Origin of the sequence: Microbispora sp. CA-102843, assembly GCF_050936215.1 — a bacterium.
Taxonomy (GTDB): domain Bacteria; phylum Actinomycetota; class Actinomycetes; order Streptosporangiales; family Streptosporangiaceae; genus Microbispora.
The window spans coordinates 5,483,075-5,499,591 of the sequence record NZ_JBNJNF010000001.1; the positions used below are offsets into that span (position 1 = coordinate 5,483,075).

Consider the following 16,517-nt stretch of genomic DNA (forward strand, 5'->3'; position numbering starts at 1 on the left):
CTATCGGAGCAGGTAGGGGATGTTCACCGTGACCGCGTCCGCGGGGCACCGGTCGGCGCAGGGGCCGCAATACCAGCACTCGTCCACGTGCATGTACGCCTTGCCGCTGACCTCGTGGATGGCCAGCGAGTCGAGCGGGCACACGTCGACGCACAGCGTGCAGCCCTCGATGCACAGCGACTCGTCGATCGTGACGGGCACGTCGATACGGCTATTGACCAGGGTCATCGGTGTTCCTCCAGAGATGGCCACGCATGGTGAGGCGGTCGCCGCGGAACCTGACGAACTCCAGGTCGACCGGGCGGCCGTCGGACAGGTGGGTGAGGCGCTCGACCATCAGCAGCGCCGCGCCGCGCGGCGCGTCGAGGACGGCCGCGGTGTGGGCGTCGGCGCTCACGGCCTCGATCGTCAGCTCCGCCACGCCGAGCGGCTGCCCGGCGACCCGTTCCAGCAGTACGAACACGTCGTTGTGCACGAGATCGGCGTCGAAGAGCGGCTCCCCCACCTCGCGTACGAGGTAGGTCAGGTCGAGCGAGAGCGGCAGCCCGTTGAGCCTGCGCAGCCGCTCCACGTAGACGACGGACTCGCCCGGCGGCAGGCCGAGCCGTCCCCGGACGGCGGCCGGAGGCGGGATCAGCCCCATCGCGCGGACCTCGTTCGTGACCTCGCCGTGCTCTCGAAGGGTCTCGGCGAGGCCGAGCAGCCGGTGCAGGCCGTGCGGGTACTTCTCCGCGGCGACCGTGGTGCCGACACCCGGGCACCGCTCGATGAGGCCCTCGTCGCGCAGCAGGTCCAGGGCGTCCCTGATCGTGTTGCGTGAGGTCCCGAACTCCCGCGCGAGGGCGGACTCCAGCGGCAGGTGACCACCGTAGAAACCGCCGTGCACGACCTCCCGCCGCAGCAGGTCGGCGACCTGGCGGGCCCTGTCCGCCCGGCGCCGTCTCGCGTCCGCCAACTCCATGAGGCATAAGCCTATTCTTCAGGTAGGAATATGTGGATAACGGCGGAGTTACGCCACTCCGGCAGGTCGCCTCACGTCTTTGACCTGTGACTTCATGCGGACACGGCGCACAACCGCCACCCCTGCCGCGTTCGGCACGCAGCAGTGTTCGCACGGCCCGCGCAGGAGGCGCGATCGGCTCGCCGGCGTCAGACCCTTGCTCGAACTCGTCCCGAAAGTTTCATCGGCGGCGCGCACGTCCCCCCATCGGGCAGCAGATGGGGGCCCGGCGGACCTGAGGGGCGGCCGGAGAGAGGCGGGGGCCCTTGACGCGGATCGACGCGTCTTATTTGCTCCAGCTCACCCCTCTGTCCGCTTTCTATGTGAGCGCTAACAACACAGGGCTTTTCCGCGCACACCTCGGAGTACCGATGAAGATCGCATTCCTCCGACGCCTGCCGAGCGCCGGAGTGACCTGGTCGAGTGGATGGCCGAAGAAACGGATCACCATGAAGCTCATGCGCCTGGCCGTCGCCGCCGGCACCGTCATCGCCGCGGTCGCGACCGCGCTCGCGACGCCACCCGGAGCCCAGGCCGCCGCCGGAGACGGGACACCCACCGATCCCAACATCCGCTTCGTCGGCCGCTGGGACACCCGTGACAGCGGCGCCTACGTCCCCGGCTGGGCCGGGGCCTACCTCACCACCGGGTTCACCGGGACCACCGTCAAGCTCAAGCAGCGCGACACCATCGACCTCTACTACAGCATCGACGGCCGCCCCGACGTCTACCTGCAGAACGTGCGGGGCGCGGTCAACCTCACCGCCACCCCGCTTTCGGCGGGCAACCACACCCTGCGCGTGTCCTACCGGGTGGTGGCCGGCTCCTACCACGGCGACGCGGTGTTCCAAGGGCTGGTGCTCGACCCGGGGGCGCGCACCCTGCCCGCCCAGCCGGCCCGCGGCATGGTCGAGTTCGTCGGCGACTCCATCACCGTCGGCACCACCACCTCGAAGAACGCCCTCACCGCCTACGGCTGGCTGGTCGGCGAGCAGCTCGGGCTGGACCACATGCAGGTCGCCCAGGGAGGCGCCTGCCTGGTCAGCACCGCCGACGGCTGCGTCGGACTGGACCGCCGCTTCGTGAAGGCCGGCGCCGCGGACGGGGCCGTCGACCACGACTTCACCCGATACCAGGCGGACGTCGTCGTGATCAACCTCGGCACCAACGACGCCGGCCACGGCGTGTCCACGACACAGTTCCAGAACGCCTACGTCGAGCTCCTGCGCACGATCCGGGGCAAGTACCCGAAGGCCGCGATCCTGGCCCTGCAGACCTTCCGCGGGCGGTTCGTCCCGCAGACTCAGGCCGCGGTGCAGACCGTCGACAACGCCGGCGACCACAACGTCTTCTTCGTCGCCACCGACGGATGGGTGCCGCCCGACGGCCTGTCCGACAGCGTCCACCCCAACGACGCCGGACACCGCGCGATCGCGGCCAAGCTCGCGCCGATCGTGGCCGCCCACCTCACGCCGCGCTCCACACCTACCCCGACACCGAGCCCGTCCCGGACACCGACCCCGACGCCCTCCGTGTCGCCCAGCCGCACCCCCACCCCCACGCCCTCGGCGTCGCCCAGCGTCACGCCGAGCGGCCCAGCCGCCGGCTGCGAAGTGCGCTACGCCGTGACCAACCAGTGGCCCGGCGGCTTCCAGGGCGAGGTGCAGCTCACCAACACCGGTACCGGCACGCTCAACGGGTGGACGCTGCGCTGGACGTTCGCCGACGGCCAGCAGGTCGGCCAGGGCTGGAACGGCACGTTCACCCAGACCGGTGCCGCGGTCACCGTCACCAGCCCTTCCTGGAACCCGGTCCTCGCCCCCGGCGCCTCCACGACGCTGGGCTTCACCGGCACCTGGAACGGCGCCAACACCGCCCCGGCCTCCTTCGCCCTCAACGGCGCCGGGTGCGCGCTCACCTGACCCGGTCGTGACCGCGGCAGTGGCGGCCGCGATCCCACCCCGCCCGAGAAAGAGAGAACCGTAGATGAAGATGTTCCGACGACGCGCCGCCACGGCGATCGCATCGGCCGTGGCCGTGCTGAGCGGGGCGCTGACCGTCGCCGCGGCGCCGGCGCTCGGCGCCGCCCCCGCGTGTGCCGTGCGCTACACGATCACCAGTCAGTGGGCCGGTGGTTTCGGCGCGGACGTCACCGTGACCGACCTCGGCGACACGATCGACGGCTGGACGCTGACCTGGACCTTCACCGGCGGGCAGAGCGTCACACAGGCGTGGAACGCGGCGGTCACCCAGGCCGGGGCGAACGTCACCGCCAAGAACGTCGACTACAACCGCACCATCCCGGGCAACGGGTCGGTGAGCTTCGGATTCAACGGCGCATGGAGCGGCGGCAACCCGGCGCCCGCCTCCTTCGCGCTCAACGGCACTCCCTGCACCGGAGCAGGCCCGGCCTCGCCGTCACCGAGCCCCTCCGCCAAGACGCCCAGCCCGAGCGCGTCCCCCAGCAGGAGCCCGAGCCCGGCGCCGAGTCCCACTCCGGTCCCAGACAAGATCACCGTCTGGCTGGCCGGTGACTCCACCGTCGCCAACAGCTCCGGCGCCCCCATCGTCGGCTGGGGCCGGGAGCTCGGCCAGTACCTCACCGCCAACGCCACCGTGGTCAACAACGCCGTCGGCGGCCGCAGCATCCAGACCTGGCTGTATGAGTCAGCCGTCACCAGCAGCAAGAACTCCGCCGGCGAATGCGTCCTCAGCTCGACCACCTACTCCGCCCGCTGGCAGTCCATGCTCAACGCCTCCACCGGGATGAAGGCCGGCGACTACCTGTTCATCCAATTCGGCATCAACGACGGTGACACCACCTGCCCACGCCACGTCGGCGCCGCCCGGTACCGCGAACTCCTCACCACCATGGTCCGCGCCGCCCAGCAGCGGGGCGCCCACCCCGTGCTGGTGACCCCCGTGGCCGCCCTGATCTGCAGCGGAAGCACAGCCATCCCCAACCGCGGATACCTCACCGACACCTTCGACGTCGGCACCGCCACCGGCGCCCCGGTCATCGACCTGCACCAGCTGAGCTACACCCTCTACAACAGCCTGCACTTCTGCCCGTTCAACGGCGACTACACCTCCGGCCCCGTGGGCGCGTTCTTCGCCGACGACCACACCCACTTCGAGGCGGCCGGCGCCCGGCAGATCGCCGGCCTCGTCGCCGGGGCCGTGCGTGACCAGCGGCTCGGCCTCACGGCCTACCTCCGGTGACAACCGTCACGGCCGCTGCAGCCCGGCGCCGCCCCACGGCGGCGCCGGGGCGACGGCGTCGCGTGGCCGGTGCGGCCGCCCGCGCGATGCCCGTCGATCGCGTACGCGGAGGGCGGACCTGGGCTAGCGGGCCGGCTCGGGCTTGGGGACGTAGCCCGTCAGGTCGTCCTGCTCGATGACCTCGTCGGCGGGCGGGGCGGTGACGACGACACGGCATCCCCAGTCGGTGTAGCGCGTGTCCGTCCGCGCGAACACCGAGGTTTTCGCCTCTCCCAGGGTGTCGGTGGTGACCAGGCGCGTGACCAGGCCGTCGTGGCCGGTCCAGAGCCGCCAGGAGATCTTCCCCTTGCTCTTCTTGGCGGACAGTCCCGAGAACGGGTCGACGTAGTGGCCCTTCGAGACCCTGCCCATCTCCTTGTGACTCATGGTGCCCTGGTAGAGGCGGCCGCCGGAGACGGGCGTGCTCCTCGACCGCTTCAGCACGGCCCTCAGGATGGACGGGTCGTAGACGTTGACCGGCTGCAGGCTGGCGGCCGGGGCGAGGTAACGGGTCATGCCCGCGGCGTGGTTTCTCCGGATCCACTTCTTGCCGTCGGGGACCGGCCCCGGATACTGCGCGACGTCGTAGTACACGTCCTTGCCGACCCGGATGACCCGATAGGACGGCGGCTTCTCGGACGGTGTCCCGCCCGTGCCGGTGCCCGGTTCGGGCACGTCCCGCCAGGTCAGGTCGACCGCCACCGCGCCCGAAGGGCCGAACTGCACCCTGCCGTTGATCCGGAACGCGTTCCTCGACTTCGCGCCGAAGTACACGCGTGCGGTCTCCGACGTACGGACGCCGTGCTCCTTGCGGAACTGCCGCTTGAGCGCGTCCACCGGGCCGGGCGGACCTCCCTGCGCGGCGGCGGGGCCGACGGCGACGGACGCGGACGTGATCAGTACGGCGACTGCCAGGGCAGCCCATCGTCTCATGGGGGGTTCATCCTTGTTGTCGAGCTATTGCGGCATTTCACGGCACACGTGGTCTATGCGGGAAGTCGTCATCTTCCCAGACGGAAGCGACCCAACCCATGCTTCAGCCTGCCGTCGGCCCTCGCACTACCCGCCGAACCGATTGCGAGCCGCAACCGGATGGCCTAGCGTTGACTCACCGATTGCAAAACGCAACCAGCCAGCAGGAGGCGACGAATGAGCGACACCGAGCCGCAGACCGCGACCGGGAAGGTGCTCTGGCACTTCACGATGTCGCTGGACGGTTTCGTGGCGGGGCCGAACCACGAGATGGACTGGATGATGACCGGGATATCGGCCCGTCCGGGCCTCGTCGACGAGTACGTCCGGACCACGGGCGCCGTGCTGGGCGGCCGGGACGGCTGGGACTCCGCCGGCGGCCACCGCCCGTACGGCGGCTCCTGGGACGGACCGATCTTCGTGCTCACCCACCACCCCGAGGACGCGACGCCCGCCGACGGCGTCACGTTCCTGGACTGCGACCCGGCCGAGGCGGTGCGGATCGGGCTGGAGGCGGCCGGCGGCAAGAACCTCGAAGTGTTCTCGCCCACCATCGGACGGCAGCTTCTCGAACTGGGGCTGATCGACGAGATCGACCTTCACATCGCGCCGGTCCTGCTCGGCGAGGGCATCCGGCTTTACGACAACCCCGGCGGTGCGCCGGTCCGCCTCCACCGGCTCGGCGAAGGCGACCCCACGTCGGTCGTGAACGTACGCTACCGGCCGGCCACGTGACCGGGCGGCAGCGGCATCGATCGCCGCGCACCGCCGGGTGGGGCCCTTCGACCTGACGGGACTGTCGCTTCCGCACTACGTGCCCAACGCGGGCATCCGCCTGATGACCGACGGGATCGTCCTGGCCTACACCGGGGACACCGGCCCGACCCCCGTGCTGGCCGAACTCGGCCGCGACGCCGACCGTTCATCGTCGAGGCCACCGACCGCGACGGGAGATCGGGGACGCCACATCGGTGCAGGCGCGATCGTGAAAGACGTCCCGAGCGGTAGCGCGGAGCGCCGGATGACGCACCGCCGGCGCCTGGCGCGCTGATCGAGCCCGCTCAGGCCGCCGGCGTACGGTCGAGACCCCTATCGGGTGGCGCGAGTCCGCGCCGGGGTGGTCAGTCCTTGCTGTGCCCCGGGTTCCGGCGCGCGACGTACAGGCGGTTGCCCTCGGGGCCGGTCCACTCCAGCCGTACGACGCCGGGCACGGCGGCGTCGCCGATGCGCGACGGGTCGGCCCAGTAGCCGAAGTTGGGGTTGCGGAAGAACGTCGCCCACAGCTGGCCGCTGCGATCCGCGAAGATGTTGTTGTGGCCCGCGCCGACGCCCAGGGTCCACCGCTTGGAGTAGGGCCCCTCGAACTTGTCCGCGACGGCGATGATCGCGTCGTACTGGTACTGCACGCGACCGGCGGCGGCCGTGTCGTAGGCGTACCGCGTGCTGCCGTCCGCGTTGGCCGACGACCGGTCCCATGCGGCGTGGACGAGGTAGTACTTGCCGCCGTACTTGAACACGTACGCGCCTTCGAGATACGGCTCGGGCGCGTAGGGCGTCTGCTGGAACTGCGGCAGGTTCGTCGTCGGGATGATGTCCTCCATGTCATCCCGGAACTTCGCGTACAGGTTGTTGTGCAGCACGAGCCACGCGTCGTCGCCCTCGCTGTAGAGGCCGCCGTCGATGTGGTGGTAGGCGCCGGGCTTGATGAAGGCGGGCCCGCCGATGAAGGAGTCACCGAACGGCTTGTCGTAGTTGCCCTGGACGAGCCGGTAGGGGCCCTCGACCCCGCCCTCGCTCACGAGCATGAACGAGCCGACCTTCTGGGAGTGGTCGCCCATGCACGCCACGATGTACCACTTGCCGCGGAAGTAGTGCACCTCCGGCGCCCAGGCGTTGCCGCGCTTGCCGAACTGGTCGTCGTACCAGTACTCCTGCCACGGGGCGACGACCGTGCGCCCGGGCCGGTTCTCGCCGACGAACTCGGGCGACCACACCTTGCCCTTCTCGGCGTCCGGCCGGATGCCGGTGGTGTCGGCCAGCCGCCACGGCCCGTGCAGGGACGTGGCCGTCCACACGAAGATGCCGTCGTTCCACGGACCGGCCGCTTCGAGCCCGGGCACGCGAGTGGTGCCCGTGGCGACGTAGATCGGACGACCGCCGAGGTCGAAGCAGTTGACGTAGGTGTCCCGCATCCAGACCCGGCCGAGCTGCTCGTCGCGGGGGCGCAGCTCCAGCGGGAGGATGAAGGAGTTGTCGTCACGCGGCCACAGATCCGGCCGCGTGTCGGCCAGGCCGTAGGGCGCGAGCTCGGGCCAGTTCGACGGGTACCGCCCCTTCGGCGCGCCCCCGTTCGGCAACTCCTTCGGGTCCGCGTGCGCGGCGGCCGCGGGCAGCGCCGCCGCTCCCAGCAAGCCCGCCACACCGGCCAGCACGGACCGCCGGCCCACGTACAACCCGTTATCGGAACCAGTCATCAGCAGCGTCCTCCTTTCTCACGCAGGACGCGGGCGCCCTGCCGGGAGGACACGGTAGTAAGACTTATTTCGACAGTGAACAGACGACAGAAAGGTTCTCGACACGCTTGCGTCGGCTTGGGGACGGACGCCGCCTCCCACCGGCCACGGAAGTCTCCCTCCGTTGTTTCCGGGCAGGGCGTAGAAAGCACCCGCCGCCGAATCCTTGTGCGGCGTCGGCGGGACACGAAATAGCCGGCGCGTTCAATACAGAATCGCTCTCCATATCAATCGTGAATTCGAAATGCTCACAGGTCGATGTTGCTCATGACGTGCTTGATCCGGGTGTAGTCCTCGAATTCGTACATCGACAGGTCCTTGCCGTATCCGGAGTGCTCGAACCCGCCGTGCGCTTTATTCGGCCGACGCGGCCGGACAGACCAGGGGAACGCGTACGGAAGGGTCACAGACGGGTGGTCACGTACGTCTTCCGCACGGTCTCGTGGACGTGCCACTCACCCCGCCAGCCGGCCGGCATGACCAGGGTGCTGCCGGGGCCGGCCTCCTGCTCCGTGCCGTCGGCGGAGACCACGGTCACCCGCCCGGAGAGGATCTGGCAGATCTCGTGGTAACCGTCCCGTACGGCGGTGAACCTGCCGGGCGTGCACTCCCACACACCGGCGTTGGTCCTGCCGTCCTCAGAGGTCCACACCGCGAGGGTCGCCTCGCGCTGGTCGCCCTCGACCGAGGTCGGCTTGGGCGCGGCCGGGCCGAGGACGGCCGTGCTCGCGTCGGGTACGACGATGCTGGTCAATTGATCTCCTCCGGGGGGTGTTCGTACGAGTGCGTCGCTCAGTGGCGGCGGGCCACGGCGTCGGCGATCCTGGCGATGGGCGACGTCGTCGTCCGGCCGCCCACGATCTCGGCCCGGTCGGCCGCGCGGTAGGCGGCGTACATCCCGCGCACGCCGATCCAGCGCAGCGGTTCGGGCTCCCACCTGCGCACCTTCCTGCCGACCCAGGGCAGCCGGGTCAGTTCGGTGTCGGCGCCGAGCACGAGGTCGCGCAGGGTCCTCCCGGCGAGGTTGGTGGTGGCCACGCCGTGGCCGACGTAGCCGCCGGCCCAGCCGAGCCCGGTCCGCCGGTCCAGCGTGGCGGTCGAGCACCAGTCCCTCGGCACGCCGAGGACGCCGCACCAGGCGTGGTCGATCGCGGCGTCCCGTACGGCGGGGAAGAGCCGCACCAGTGCGTCACGAAGGGCGCGCACCGTCGTGGCGTGCGTGCGCCCGTCGTCGTCCGTGCGGGAACCGAACAGGTAGGGCACCCCGCGCCCGCCGATGGCGATGCGGTCGTCGGCCGTCCGCTGCGCGTAGATGTAGGCGTGGGACATGTCGCCGAGCAGTTCGCGGCCCTCCCAGCCGATCCGCTCCCACACCCGGTCGGGCAGCCGCTCGGTGACGATGAGCGAGGAGTTCATCGGCAGCCAGGTCCGGCGCTCGCCGGCCAGCCCGGCGGTGAACCCCTCCGTGGCGCGCAGCACGAAGTCCGCCCGCACGGCGCCGTACGGCGTGCGCGCCTCGTGCGGCACGATCTCCGTCACCGGGGTGGACTCGTAGATCCGCACCCCGAGCCCCTCGACGACCCTCGCGAGCCCCTGCACGAGCTTGGCCGGCTGCACCCTGGCGCAGTGGGGGCTGAACGAGGCGCCGAGCGCGCCGTCCACCCGGATCCTGGCCGTGGTCTGCTCGGCGTCGAGCTGCTCCACATCGGTGTCGCCCCAGGCGCGGGCCGCCCGCACCTGGGCGGTCAGGCGCGGCAGGTGGGACGGGGCGTGCGCCACCCTGAGGATGCCGCCCTTGACGATGTCGGCGTCGATGCCCTCGGCGCGCGCCACCGCGATCACCTCGTCGACGGTCGCGTTCATCGCCCGCTGGAGGGCCTGCACGCCTTCGCCGCCGTGGGTGCGGGCGAACCTGCGAGGCGACCCCGCCAGCGCGGCGGTCAGCCAGCCGCCGTTGCGGCCGGAGGCGCCGTAGCCCGCGAACTTGCGCTCGAGGACGACGACGTCCAGGCTCGGCTGCGCCTTCTTCAAGTAGTAGGCGGTCCACAGGCCGGTGTAGCCGGCCCCGACGATGCAGACGTCCGCGTCGACAGGCCGCTCCAGAGGCGGGCGTCGCGCGGGCAAGCCCGTCTCGCGGTACCAGAACGACACTCCGCCGTTGGCGGTCATGTGAGGATCCTTTCGGTGGTGGGGTCGTCGGGCAGCAGGACGCCGTCGTCGGGATGCCAGCAGAGGCAGGCGCGGTCGCCCACTCTCAGGTCGCTCGACGCGCCCGCCTGCTCGCGTACGAGGCCCCGCGCGCCGCCGGGCAGCAGCACCTCCAGCTTGCGGGCCGCCCCGAGGTAGATCTCCTCCACCACGGTGACCGGGACCGCGTTCCCGCCGCCGGCGTCGGTGCCGTCGGCCTCCAGGCGGAGCCGTTCCGGCCGTACGACGAGCGCCGCCGGACCGCTTCGCACCCCGCCCGGAGCCCGTACGGCGATGCCCTCCAGATCGAGGCGGCACCGGTTCCCGTCCGGTGTCGTGGTGCCCCGCAGGATCGTGGACTCGCCGAGGAACCGGGCCACGAACAGCGTGGCGGGCCGCTCGTACAGGTCCCGGGCGGTGCCGACCTGCTCGATCCTGGCGTTGTTGAACACGGCGATGCGGTCCGAGAGGACCAGCGCCTCCTCCTGGTCGTGGGTCACGAACACGAAGGTGGACCCGACCTCCCGGTGGATGCGCTTGATCTCCAGTTGCAGGAACTCGCGGAGCTTGCGATCGAGCGCGCCCAGCGGCTCGTCCATGAGCAGGACGCGCGGGCTGAACACGATGGCCCGGGCGAGCGCGACCCGCTGCTGCTGGCCGCCGGACAGCTCGCGGGGGTAGCGGGAGGCGTGGCCCGGCAGTTGCACGGTCTCCAGGGCGGCGGCGACGAGGCGGTCGCGCTCGGCCCTGGGCACCCTGCGCTGCCGCAGCGGGAAGGCGATGTTCTGGGCGACCGTCATGTGCGGGAAGAGCGCGTAGTGCTGGAACACCACGCCGATGTCCCGTTTGTGCGCGGGCACGTCGCCCACGGGCCGGTCGTCGATCCGGAGGGTCCCGGACGTGATGTCGGTGAAGCCGGCGATCATGTTGAGGGTCGTCGTCTTCCCGGAGCCGGAGGGCCCCAGGAATGTCATGAACTCCCCCGGCTCCACGGTGAGCGTGACGTCGTCGGCGGCGACGGAGCCGCCGTAGCGCTTGGTCATGCCGCTCAGGTCGATGCGGGCGCCCTTGCCTGCGGGCAGGGCCGCCGCCTCGGGCCGGTCAACGGGCACGGTTCCTCCTTGCGGCCAGCGTGAGCCCTCCGCCGACCAGGACCGTGGTGAGGGCCAGGATCATGGTCGCCGCGGCGGCGAGCGTGGGATCGGTCTCGCGGGTGACGCTCGAGTACATCTGGACGGGCAGGGTGACGAGGGTGGGGCTCTGGATGAACAGGGAGACGACGACCTCGTCGAACGAGGTCACGAACGCGAACAGGGCGCCCGAGACCACGCCCGGCATGATCAGCGGCAGGGTGACCTGCCGGAACGTCGCCCACCGCCCGGCGCCCAGGCTCGCGGCCGCGGTCTCCAGCCGGACGTCGAACGTGCGCAGGGAGGCCGTCACGGAGACGACGACGAAGGGCATGGCCAGGACGGTGTGCGCGGCGACGAAGCCGACAAGAGTCCCGGCGAGGCCGAGCTTCAGGAAGACGGCGTAGATCCCGATGGCCAGGATGATGCCCGGGACGATCATCGGGGCGAGCAGCAGCACGCTCGCGGCGGCCGCGCCCCTCCCGTTCGTCCAGCGGCCGAGCCCGAACGCCGCCGCCGTGCCGAGAGTGGTCGCGACGACGGCGACGAGAACGCCGACCAGCAGCGAGTTGGCCAGTGCGGCGGTCCACGCCGGATCGCCGAAGAAGTTGGCGTACCACCTGGTCGACCAGCCGGTCGGCGGGAACGTCAGCGACACCTTGTCGGTGAAGCTGAGCGGGATCACCACCAGGGTGGGCGCCACCAGCCAGGCGGCGACCAGCACGCCGGTGGTCCACAGGGCCGCGCGGGCGAGCCGGGCGCTCATCGGGCACCCGCCCTGCTCCGGCGGCCGGCCCGCATGGCCAGGCCGAGCAGTCCGATCAGCAGCAGTGTGGCGGCGAACAGCACGACCGCCATGGCGCCGCCCCTGCCCCACATCAGCATGCCGCTGACCTGGGTGTACATGAACTGCGAGATCAGCGCCTCACCGGGCGAGCCGAGCAGGGCCGGTGTGACGTAGAAGCCCAGCGAGGTGATGAAGACCATCGTCGCCCCGGCGGCGACTCCCGGCAGGGACAGCGGCACGAAGACGCGCAGCAGCGCGACCAGTGGGCGGGCGCCGAGGCTCTGGGCGGCGGTGAGCAGCCGCCGGTCGATGCCGCTCATCACCGAGTACAGCGGCAGCACCATGAACGGCATGAGGATCTGGACCATCCCGATGAGGACTCCGGTCTGCGTGCGGACCAGGCTCACCGGTCCGAGGCCGAGCAGCCCGAGGAACCCGTTGACGACGCCGGTGTCCTGGAGCAGCACAAGCCAGGCGAAGGTGCGGACCATGAGGCTGGTCCAGAACGGGAGCATGACGATCAGCAGCAACGCCGCCCTGGCCCGGGGGGAGGCCACCGTCATCAGGTACGCGTAGGGATAGGCGAGGCACAGGCAGATCACGGTCGCCCACAGGGCCGTCGAGAACGTCCTGGTCAGCACGGCGACGTTGGCCGGAGAGCCGAAGAACCAGGCGAAGTTGCCGGTTCCCGGCGAGGGCGTCGTGAACGCGCTGACGAACGTCTGCCCGACCGGGTAGGCGAAGACCGCGAGCAGCACCAGCAGGGCGGGGACGATCAGCAGGAACGGCCAGTTCCGCGCCCCGCGGCGGGAGCCGGCGCCCTTCCCGGCGGGCGCGGCGGCCGCCGCCGGGCCGCTCGGGGACAGCGGGCTCAGGAGAGCAGCCACTGCTGGAACCTGTCGTTGACGGAGTCCCGGTTCTTGCCCCACCACTCGTCGTCCACCTTGACCTGGGTGTCGAGGTGCGTGGTCGGGAGGTTCTCCTTCGCCGAGGGGTCGACCTTGTCCTGCGCCGCCTTGCTCACCGGTCCGTACGGCTGGTACTTCGTGAACTCGGCGGTGGGGCCGGCCGAGGTCATGTAGGCGATGAGCTTCATCGCCTCGGCCTTGTTCTTGCTGCCCTTGACCACGACCCAGTACGCCTCCTGCGACAGCCAGGAGTCCCAGGCGATCTTGATGGGGGCGTTGGCCGCCGACAGCACGGCGCGGGCGATCCACACCATGCCCATGACCGCCTCCCCGCTCTCGAGGTACTGCTGGGCCTGGGCGCCGGTCTCCCACCAGATGAGCTGGTCCTTGATGGTGGACAGCTTCTTCAGCGCCCGGTCGACGTCGATCGGGTAGAGGTCGGCCGGGGCGACGCCGTCGGCGAGCAGCGCGATCTCGAAGATGCCGCCGCCCACCGACTTCCACGCGGTGCGCTTGCCCGGGTACTTCTTCAGGTCGAAGAAGTCGGCCCAGGGGGTGGGCGCGGCGTCACCGGTCTTGTCGGAGCGGTACGCGAGGACGGTGCCCTCGATGTCGGCGGCGACGCGGTACGTCTGCGCGTAGCCGTCGACGATGGACGACTTGTCGACGACCGCGTAGTCGATCGGCTCCAGCCACTGGGCGTCCGACTCGCTGCCGAAGTCGTTCCCGACGACCACGATGTCCCAGGACGGGTTGCCCGACTCGGCCTGCGCCTTGATCTTGGCGTTGTCGGTGGGGCCGTCCTCCTTCACGGTGATCCCGTTCTTGGCGGCGTACGGCGCCCACATGGTCTTGGCCTGCGCCTTCTGGTAGTCGCCGCCGAAGCTCACGACCGTCAGGGTCGTGCCGCCACCGCCACCGCTCGACGACGAGGCGGAGAAGCCGCCGCCGCAGGCGCTGAGCACGCCGGAGGCCGCGAGCAGGCCGAGCCCTTGGCCACCGCGGATGAACAACGTTCGGCGGGAGAGCATCCCGTGCGCGCCGGTGTCAGTCACTGGTTCCTCCTGAAGGAGACGGCCGCCCGGCCGCGCCGGGCGAGAGAGGGGTGGGGGGAAGGTCGCTTCCCTGCTTCCATCGGGACAGGCGGCGGCCCGCCTCGGCGCCGTGGGCGAGGGCGGTGGCGGGGTCGGTCGTCCCCGCCGCGCCGCCCGCGACCGCCACGCCGCCCGGCAGGCAGTAAGGTCCGTCCGCCTCGTCACGGGGGACGTCGAGCGTGACGTCGCCGTGGTAGAGCCGCTGCAGGAGCAGTTCCTCGGCCGGTCGCCGTCCCGCGGCCACCACCACCGTGTCGCAGGCCAGCCGCATGACCGGGCCGCCGGCGTCGTGCGGGCCCGGCGGGGCGACCACCAGGCGGCGCACGCCCCTGCGCCCCACGGCCTCCCGTACGGCGTGGCCCGGCAGGTGCGGCACCCGCGCGGCGGCGAGCGCCTCCGGGAACGCCCCGGCCGGGATCTCCCCTCGCGGCCGGGGGTCGACGACGGCCGCGAGCGCGACGCCGACGGCGTGGAGCTGCTCGGCGAGGCCGTAGCCGTAGGGCTCGGCGGCCACCACGACGGCGCGCTCGCCGGGGCGGACGTGATCGACGTTGACCAGACGCTGGACCGGGCCGGCCAGCATCACGCCGGGGAGGTCGCTGCCGGGGAACGGCATCGGGACGTCGTAGTCGCCGGTCGCGACCAGCAGCCGGTCGGGGCGCAGCGCCAGCAGGCCGTCCGGGGTGTCCACCGGCAGCACGCCGCCCTCGTACCAGCCGAGCGCGGTCGACGCGGTGAGCACCGTGATCGAGGCGTGCGCCCGCGCCCGGGCCGCGAGGCCGTCCGCCAGCCGGTGTCCCGGGACCTCCACGCCGTCGAGGCCGCGCACGTGACGGGTCTCCGCCCGGAGCGCGCCGCCCGGCTCGTCGCCCTGGTCCACCAGGATCACCTCCAGCCCGCCCTCGGCGGCGGCCAGGGCGCCGGCCAGCCCGGCCACGCCTCCGCCGACGACGGCGAGCGGGGTCCGCCGCTCCCCCAGGCCGGGCCGGAGCGCCCGCGCGGCGACCTCGGGCGCCGCCGTGCGTCCGCCGCCCGCGATCACGCCCATGAGGCGTTCCGCCAGATGGGCCAGCCGGGGTGAGCCGCGGAACAGCCGGAACTGGAAACCCGCGGGGACGAGCGCGGAGAACCGGTCGATCGCCCCGAGCAGATCCCAGTCGGCGCCGGGCCAGGCACGCTCCCGGCGCACCGACTCACCCCCGCGCAGCGGAGTCGCGCATCCCGGCACGCCGTACTGGCCGTCGATGGTGAGCTGACAGCCGGGGCACGAGGGGGTGCCGCAGGTCAGCCCGATGCCGCGGGGGCGGTGGTACTTGAAGCTGCGCGAGAGCACCCGCACCCCGGCGGCGTGCAGCGCCGTGGCGACCGGCTCGCCCTCGTACCCGTGCAGGGTCCGGCCCTCGAACGTGAACGCGACCCGCCTGGTCCTGCCGGGCGAGGCCGACGGATGGGTGGTGATGCGCAGGTTCACGCGGCGTTCCCCTCCTCCGCGGCGACCACGAGGGTGCCTTCCTGGATGAGCCGTCCCTCGTGCAGGCGGGTGACCGAGAAGGGGCGGAGCAGCTCCGGCATGACGCCCTCGTGGATCCCCCTGGCGAGCAGCGCGCCGGTCGCGGGGGCGCCCATGAAGCCGTAGACCCACCCGCAGGTCAGGTGGAACCCGCCGACCTCGGGCACCGGGCCGATCACCGGGGACAGGTCGTCCGCCTGGTCGACCAGCCCCGCCCAGTGGCGGAGCAGCCGGACCCCGGCCAGCCGGGGCAGCAGCCGGACGAACTTCGCGGCCATGTCGGCGAGCAGCGTGTAGGTGCCGTTGAGGCTGTCGCTGACGTCGGGGTACGGCAGCTCGGTGCCGCCCACGAACTCGCCTCTGGCCGTCTGGTGGCAGTAGCCGAGCAGTTCCAGGCTGGCGAGCGCGGGACGCAGGAACGGCGCCACCGACTCGGTGACGATCATCTCCAGGCGGCAGGTGCGGGTCGGCAGCCGCACCCCGGCCATCTCGGCGATCGCCCTGGCCCCGCCGCCCGCCGCGTTCACCACGACCGGCGTGGAGACGTCCCCGCGGTCGGTGCGCACTCCGCGTACGGCTCCGCCGGCGACCTCGACGCCGGTCACCGTGACCCCGGTGTGGATCTCGACGCCGAGGCGGGCGGCGGCCCGGGCGTACCCCCACACGACGGCGTCGTGGTGGGCGAACCCGGCGTGGTCCTGGTAGACGCCGCCGAGCGCGAGATCGGGGTTGACCTCGGGCACGATCCGGCGCGCCTCCTCGGCCGTGACGAACTGCGAGCGCACGCCCAGCGCGGCCTGCCGTACGGCGTCGGCCCGGCACCGCTCGACCTGCTCGGGCGTGGAGGCCAGCACCAGGTAGCCGGTGCCGGAGAACAGCACGTTGAAGTCCAGCTCGGCGGAGAGCGTGCGCCAGCGGCGCAGCGACTCGTCGAACAGGCCCGTCCACTCGCGGGAGCCGAACGCGGAGCGGATCATCTCGCCGTTGCGCCCGCTGCCGCCGCCTCCGGGGTAGCTCCGGTCGAGCACCGCGACGTCCCGGACGCCGAGCTTGGCCAGCTCGTACGCCAGGGCGAGGCCCTGCACGCCCGCGCCGACGATCACGACGTCGTACGCGCGGCGGAGCGGGGAGCGGCAGGCTCCGGGGACCGCCATG

Annotated in this window: 17 protein-coding genes; 4 read left to right on the forward strand and 13 right to left on the reverse strand. The window is 71.7% G+C overall.

From position 1 onward, the window contains the following. A complete protein-coding gene (locus ACQEVJ_RS25505) occupies nt 1–228 on the reverse strand; it encodes an indolepyruvate ferredoxin oxidoreductase subunit alpha (protein WP_433105125.1) in 228 nt (75 codons plus the stop codon). Continuing rightward, complete coding sequence (locus ACQEVJ_RS25510; protein ID WP_433105127.1) at nt 212–961, reverse strand: GntR family transcriptional regulator; 750 nt, start codon at nt 959–961, stop codon at nt 212–214. Before ACQEVJ_RS25510 ends, ACQEVJ_RS25505 begins: the two co-directional genes overlap by 17 nt. A 410-nt stretch (nt 962–1,371) precedes the next feature. Here ACQEVJ_RS25510 and ACQEVJ_RS25515 point away from each other — a divergent pair, with 410 nt between their 5' ends. Both ACQEVJ_RS25515 and ACQEVJ_RS25520 read left to right on the forward strand, forming a co-directional pair. Then, a complete protein-coding gene (locus tag ACQEVJ_RS25515) occupies nt 1,372–2,922 on the forward strand; it encodes a cellulose binding domain-containing protein (protein WP_433105129.1) in 1,551 nt (516 codons plus the stop codon). A gap of 70 nt (nt 2,923–2,992) precedes the next feature. Further along, the gene (locus ACQEVJ_RS25520; protein WP_433105131.1) at nt 2,993–4,222 is read left to right on the forward strand and encodes a cellulose binding domain-containing protein; all 1,230 of its coding nucleotides are present in this window, start codon (nt 2,993–2,995) and stop codon (nt 4,220–4,222) included. Between the two features lie 123 nt (nt 4,223–4,345). On the opposite strand, the gene ACQEVJ_RS25525 is transcribed toward ACQEVJ_RS25520, so the two are convergent. Continuing rightward, nucleotides 4,346–5,194, reverse strand: a complete 849-nt coding sequence (locus ACQEVJ_RS25525; protein WP_433105133.1) for a hypothetical protein — start codon at nt 5,192–5,194, stop codon at nt 4,346–4,348. Nucleotides 5,195–5,410: 216 nt separating this feature from the next. On the opposite strand from ACQEVJ_RS25525, the gene ACQEVJ_RS25530 reads away from it, so the two are divergent. Then, complete coding sequence (locus tag ACQEVJ_RS25530) at nt 5,411–5,968, forward strand: dihydrofolate reductase family protein (protein ID WP_433105135.1); 558 nt, start codon at nt 5,411–5,413, stop codon at nt 5,966–5,968. A 37-nt stretch (nt 5,969–6,005) separates the two neighbouring features. Then, nucleotides 6,006–6,284 (forward strand): hypothetical protein, encoded by a 279-nt coding sequence (locus tag ACQEVJ_RS25535; protein ID WP_433105137.1) that lies wholly within the window; start codon nt 6,006–6,008, stop codon nt 6,282–6,284. A gap of 70 nt (nt 6,285–6,354) precedes the next feature. On the opposite strand, the gene ACQEVJ_RS25540 is transcribed toward ACQEVJ_RS25535, so the two are convergent. The 10 genes from ACQEVJ_RS25540 to ACQEVJ_RS25585 form a co-directional block, all read right to left on the reverse strand. Further along, nucleotides 6,355–7,707 (reverse strand): family 43 glycosylhydrolase, encoded by a 1,353-nt coding sequence (locus ACQEVJ_RS25540; RefSeq protein ID WP_433105138.1) that lies wholly within the window; start codon nt 7,705–7,707, stop codon nt 6,355–6,357. A 287-nt stretch (nt 7,708–7,994) separates the two neighbouring features. Continuing rightward, a complete protein-coding gene (locus tag ACQEVJ_RS25545) occupies nt 7,995–8,153 on the reverse strand; it encodes a hypothetical protein (RefSeq protein ID WP_433113367.1) in 159 nt (52 codons plus the stop codon). After that, nucleotides 8,150–8,500, reverse strand: coding sequence for a cupin domain-containing protein (locus ACQEVJ_RS25550; protein WP_433105140.1), 351 nt, complete (start codon nt 8,498–8,500; stop codon nt 8,150–8,152). The genes ACQEVJ_RS25545 and ACQEVJ_RS25550 overlap by 4 nt, the downstream gene beginning before the upstream one ends. 38 nt (nt 8,501–8,538) lie before the next feature. Then, on the reverse strand, nt 8,539–9,915 hold the full coding sequence (locus tag ACQEVJ_RS25555) for an NAD(P)/FAD-dependent oxidoreductase (protein ID WP_433105142.1): 1,377 nt from the start codon (nt 9,913–9,915) through the stop codon (nt 8,539–8,541). After that, complete coding sequence (locus tag ACQEVJ_RS25560; protein WP_433105144.1) at nt 9,912–11,045, reverse strand: ABC transporter ATP-binding protein; 1,134 nt, start codon at nt 11,043–11,045, stop codon at nt 9,912–9,914. The genes ACQEVJ_RS25555 and ACQEVJ_RS25560 overlap by 4 nt, the downstream gene beginning before the upstream one ends. Beyond that, nucleotides 11,035–11,829, reverse strand: a complete 795-nt coding sequence (locus ACQEVJ_RS25565) for an ABC transporter permease (RefSeq protein WP_433105146.1) — start codon at nt 11,827–11,829, stop codon at nt 11,035–11,037. Before ACQEVJ_RS25565 ends, ACQEVJ_RS25560 begins: the two co-directional genes overlap by 11 nt. Beyond that, nucleotides 11,826–12,737 carry an ABC transporter permease gene (locus tag ACQEVJ_RS25570; protein WP_433105148.1) on the reverse strand — a complete coding sequence of 304 codons (912 nt, stop codon included), beginning with the start codon at nt 12,735–12,737 and terminating at the stop codon, nt 11,826–11,828. The genes ACQEVJ_RS25565 and ACQEVJ_RS25570 overlap by 4 nt, the downstream gene beginning before the upstream one ends. After that, the gene (locus tag ACQEVJ_RS25575; RefSeq protein WP_433105150.1) at nt 12,722–13,813 is read right to left on the reverse strand and encodes an ABC transporter substrate-binding protein; all 1,092 of its coding nucleotides are present in this window, start codon (nt 13,811–13,813) and stop codon (nt 12,722–12,724) included. Before ACQEVJ_RS25575 ends, ACQEVJ_RS25570 begins: the two co-directional genes overlap by 16 nt. Further along, on the reverse strand, nt 13,806–15,323 hold the full coding sequence (locus ACQEVJ_RS25580; protein WP_433105152.1) for an FAD-dependent oxidoreductase: 1,518 nt from the start codon (nt 15,321–15,323) through the stop codon (nt 13,806–13,808). Before ACQEVJ_RS25580 ends, ACQEVJ_RS25575 begins: the two co-directional genes overlap by 8 nt. Then, a complete protein-coding gene (locus ACQEVJ_RS25585) occupies nt 15,320–16,516 on the reverse strand; it encodes an FAD-dependent oxidoreductase (protein ID WP_433105154.1) in 1,197 nt (398 codons plus the stop codon). Before ACQEVJ_RS25585 ends, ACQEVJ_RS25580 begins: the two co-directional genes overlap by 4 nt. Between the last annotated feature and the right edge of the window lies 1 nt (nt 16,517).

Excerpts from the sequence above, each read along its gene's own strand:
- ACQEVJ_RS25505 (WP_433105125.1), bottom strand. The coding sequence starts at position 228 with ATGACCCTGGTCAATAGCCGTATCGACGTGCCCGTCACGATCGACGAG.
- ACQEVJ_RS25510 (WP_433105127.1), bottom strand. The coding sequence starts at position 961 with ATGGAGTTGGCGGACGCGAGACGGCGCCGGGCGGACAGGGCCCGCCAG.
- ACQEVJ_RS25515 (WP_433105129.1), top strand. The coding sequence starts at position 1,372 with ATGAAGATCGCATTCCTCCGACGCCTGCCGAGCGCCGGAGTGACCTGG.
- ACQEVJ_RS25520 (WP_433105131.1), top strand. The coding sequence starts at position 2,993 with ATGTTCCGACGACGCGCCGCCACGGCGATCGCATCGGCCGTGGCCGTG.
- ACQEVJ_RS25525 (WP_433105133.1), bottom strand. The coding sequence starts at position 5,194 with ATGAGACGATGGGCTGCCCTGGCAGTCGCCGTACTGATCACGTCCGCG.
- ACQEVJ_RS25530 (WP_433105135.1), top strand. The coding sequence starts at position 5,411 with ATGAGCGACACCGAGCCGCAGACCGCGACCGGGAAGGTGCTCTGGCAC.
- ACQEVJ_RS25540 (WP_433105138.1), bottom strand. The coding sequence starts at position 7,707 with ATGACTGGTTCCGATAACGGGTTGTACGTGGGCCGGCGGTCCGTGCTG.
- ACQEVJ_RS25555 (WP_433105142.1), bottom strand. The coding sequence starts at position 9,915 with ATGACCGCCAACGGCGGAGTGTCGTTCTGGTACCGCGAGACGGGCTTG.
- ACQEVJ_RS25565 (WP_433105146.1), bottom strand. The coding sequence starts at position 11,829 with ATGAGCGCCCGGCTCGCCCGCGCGGCCCTGTGGACCACCGGCGTGCTG.
- ACQEVJ_RS25585 (WP_433105154.1), bottom strand. The coding sequence starts at position 16,516 with ATGGCGGTCCCCGGAGCCTGCCGCTCCCCGCTCCGCCGCGCGTACGAC.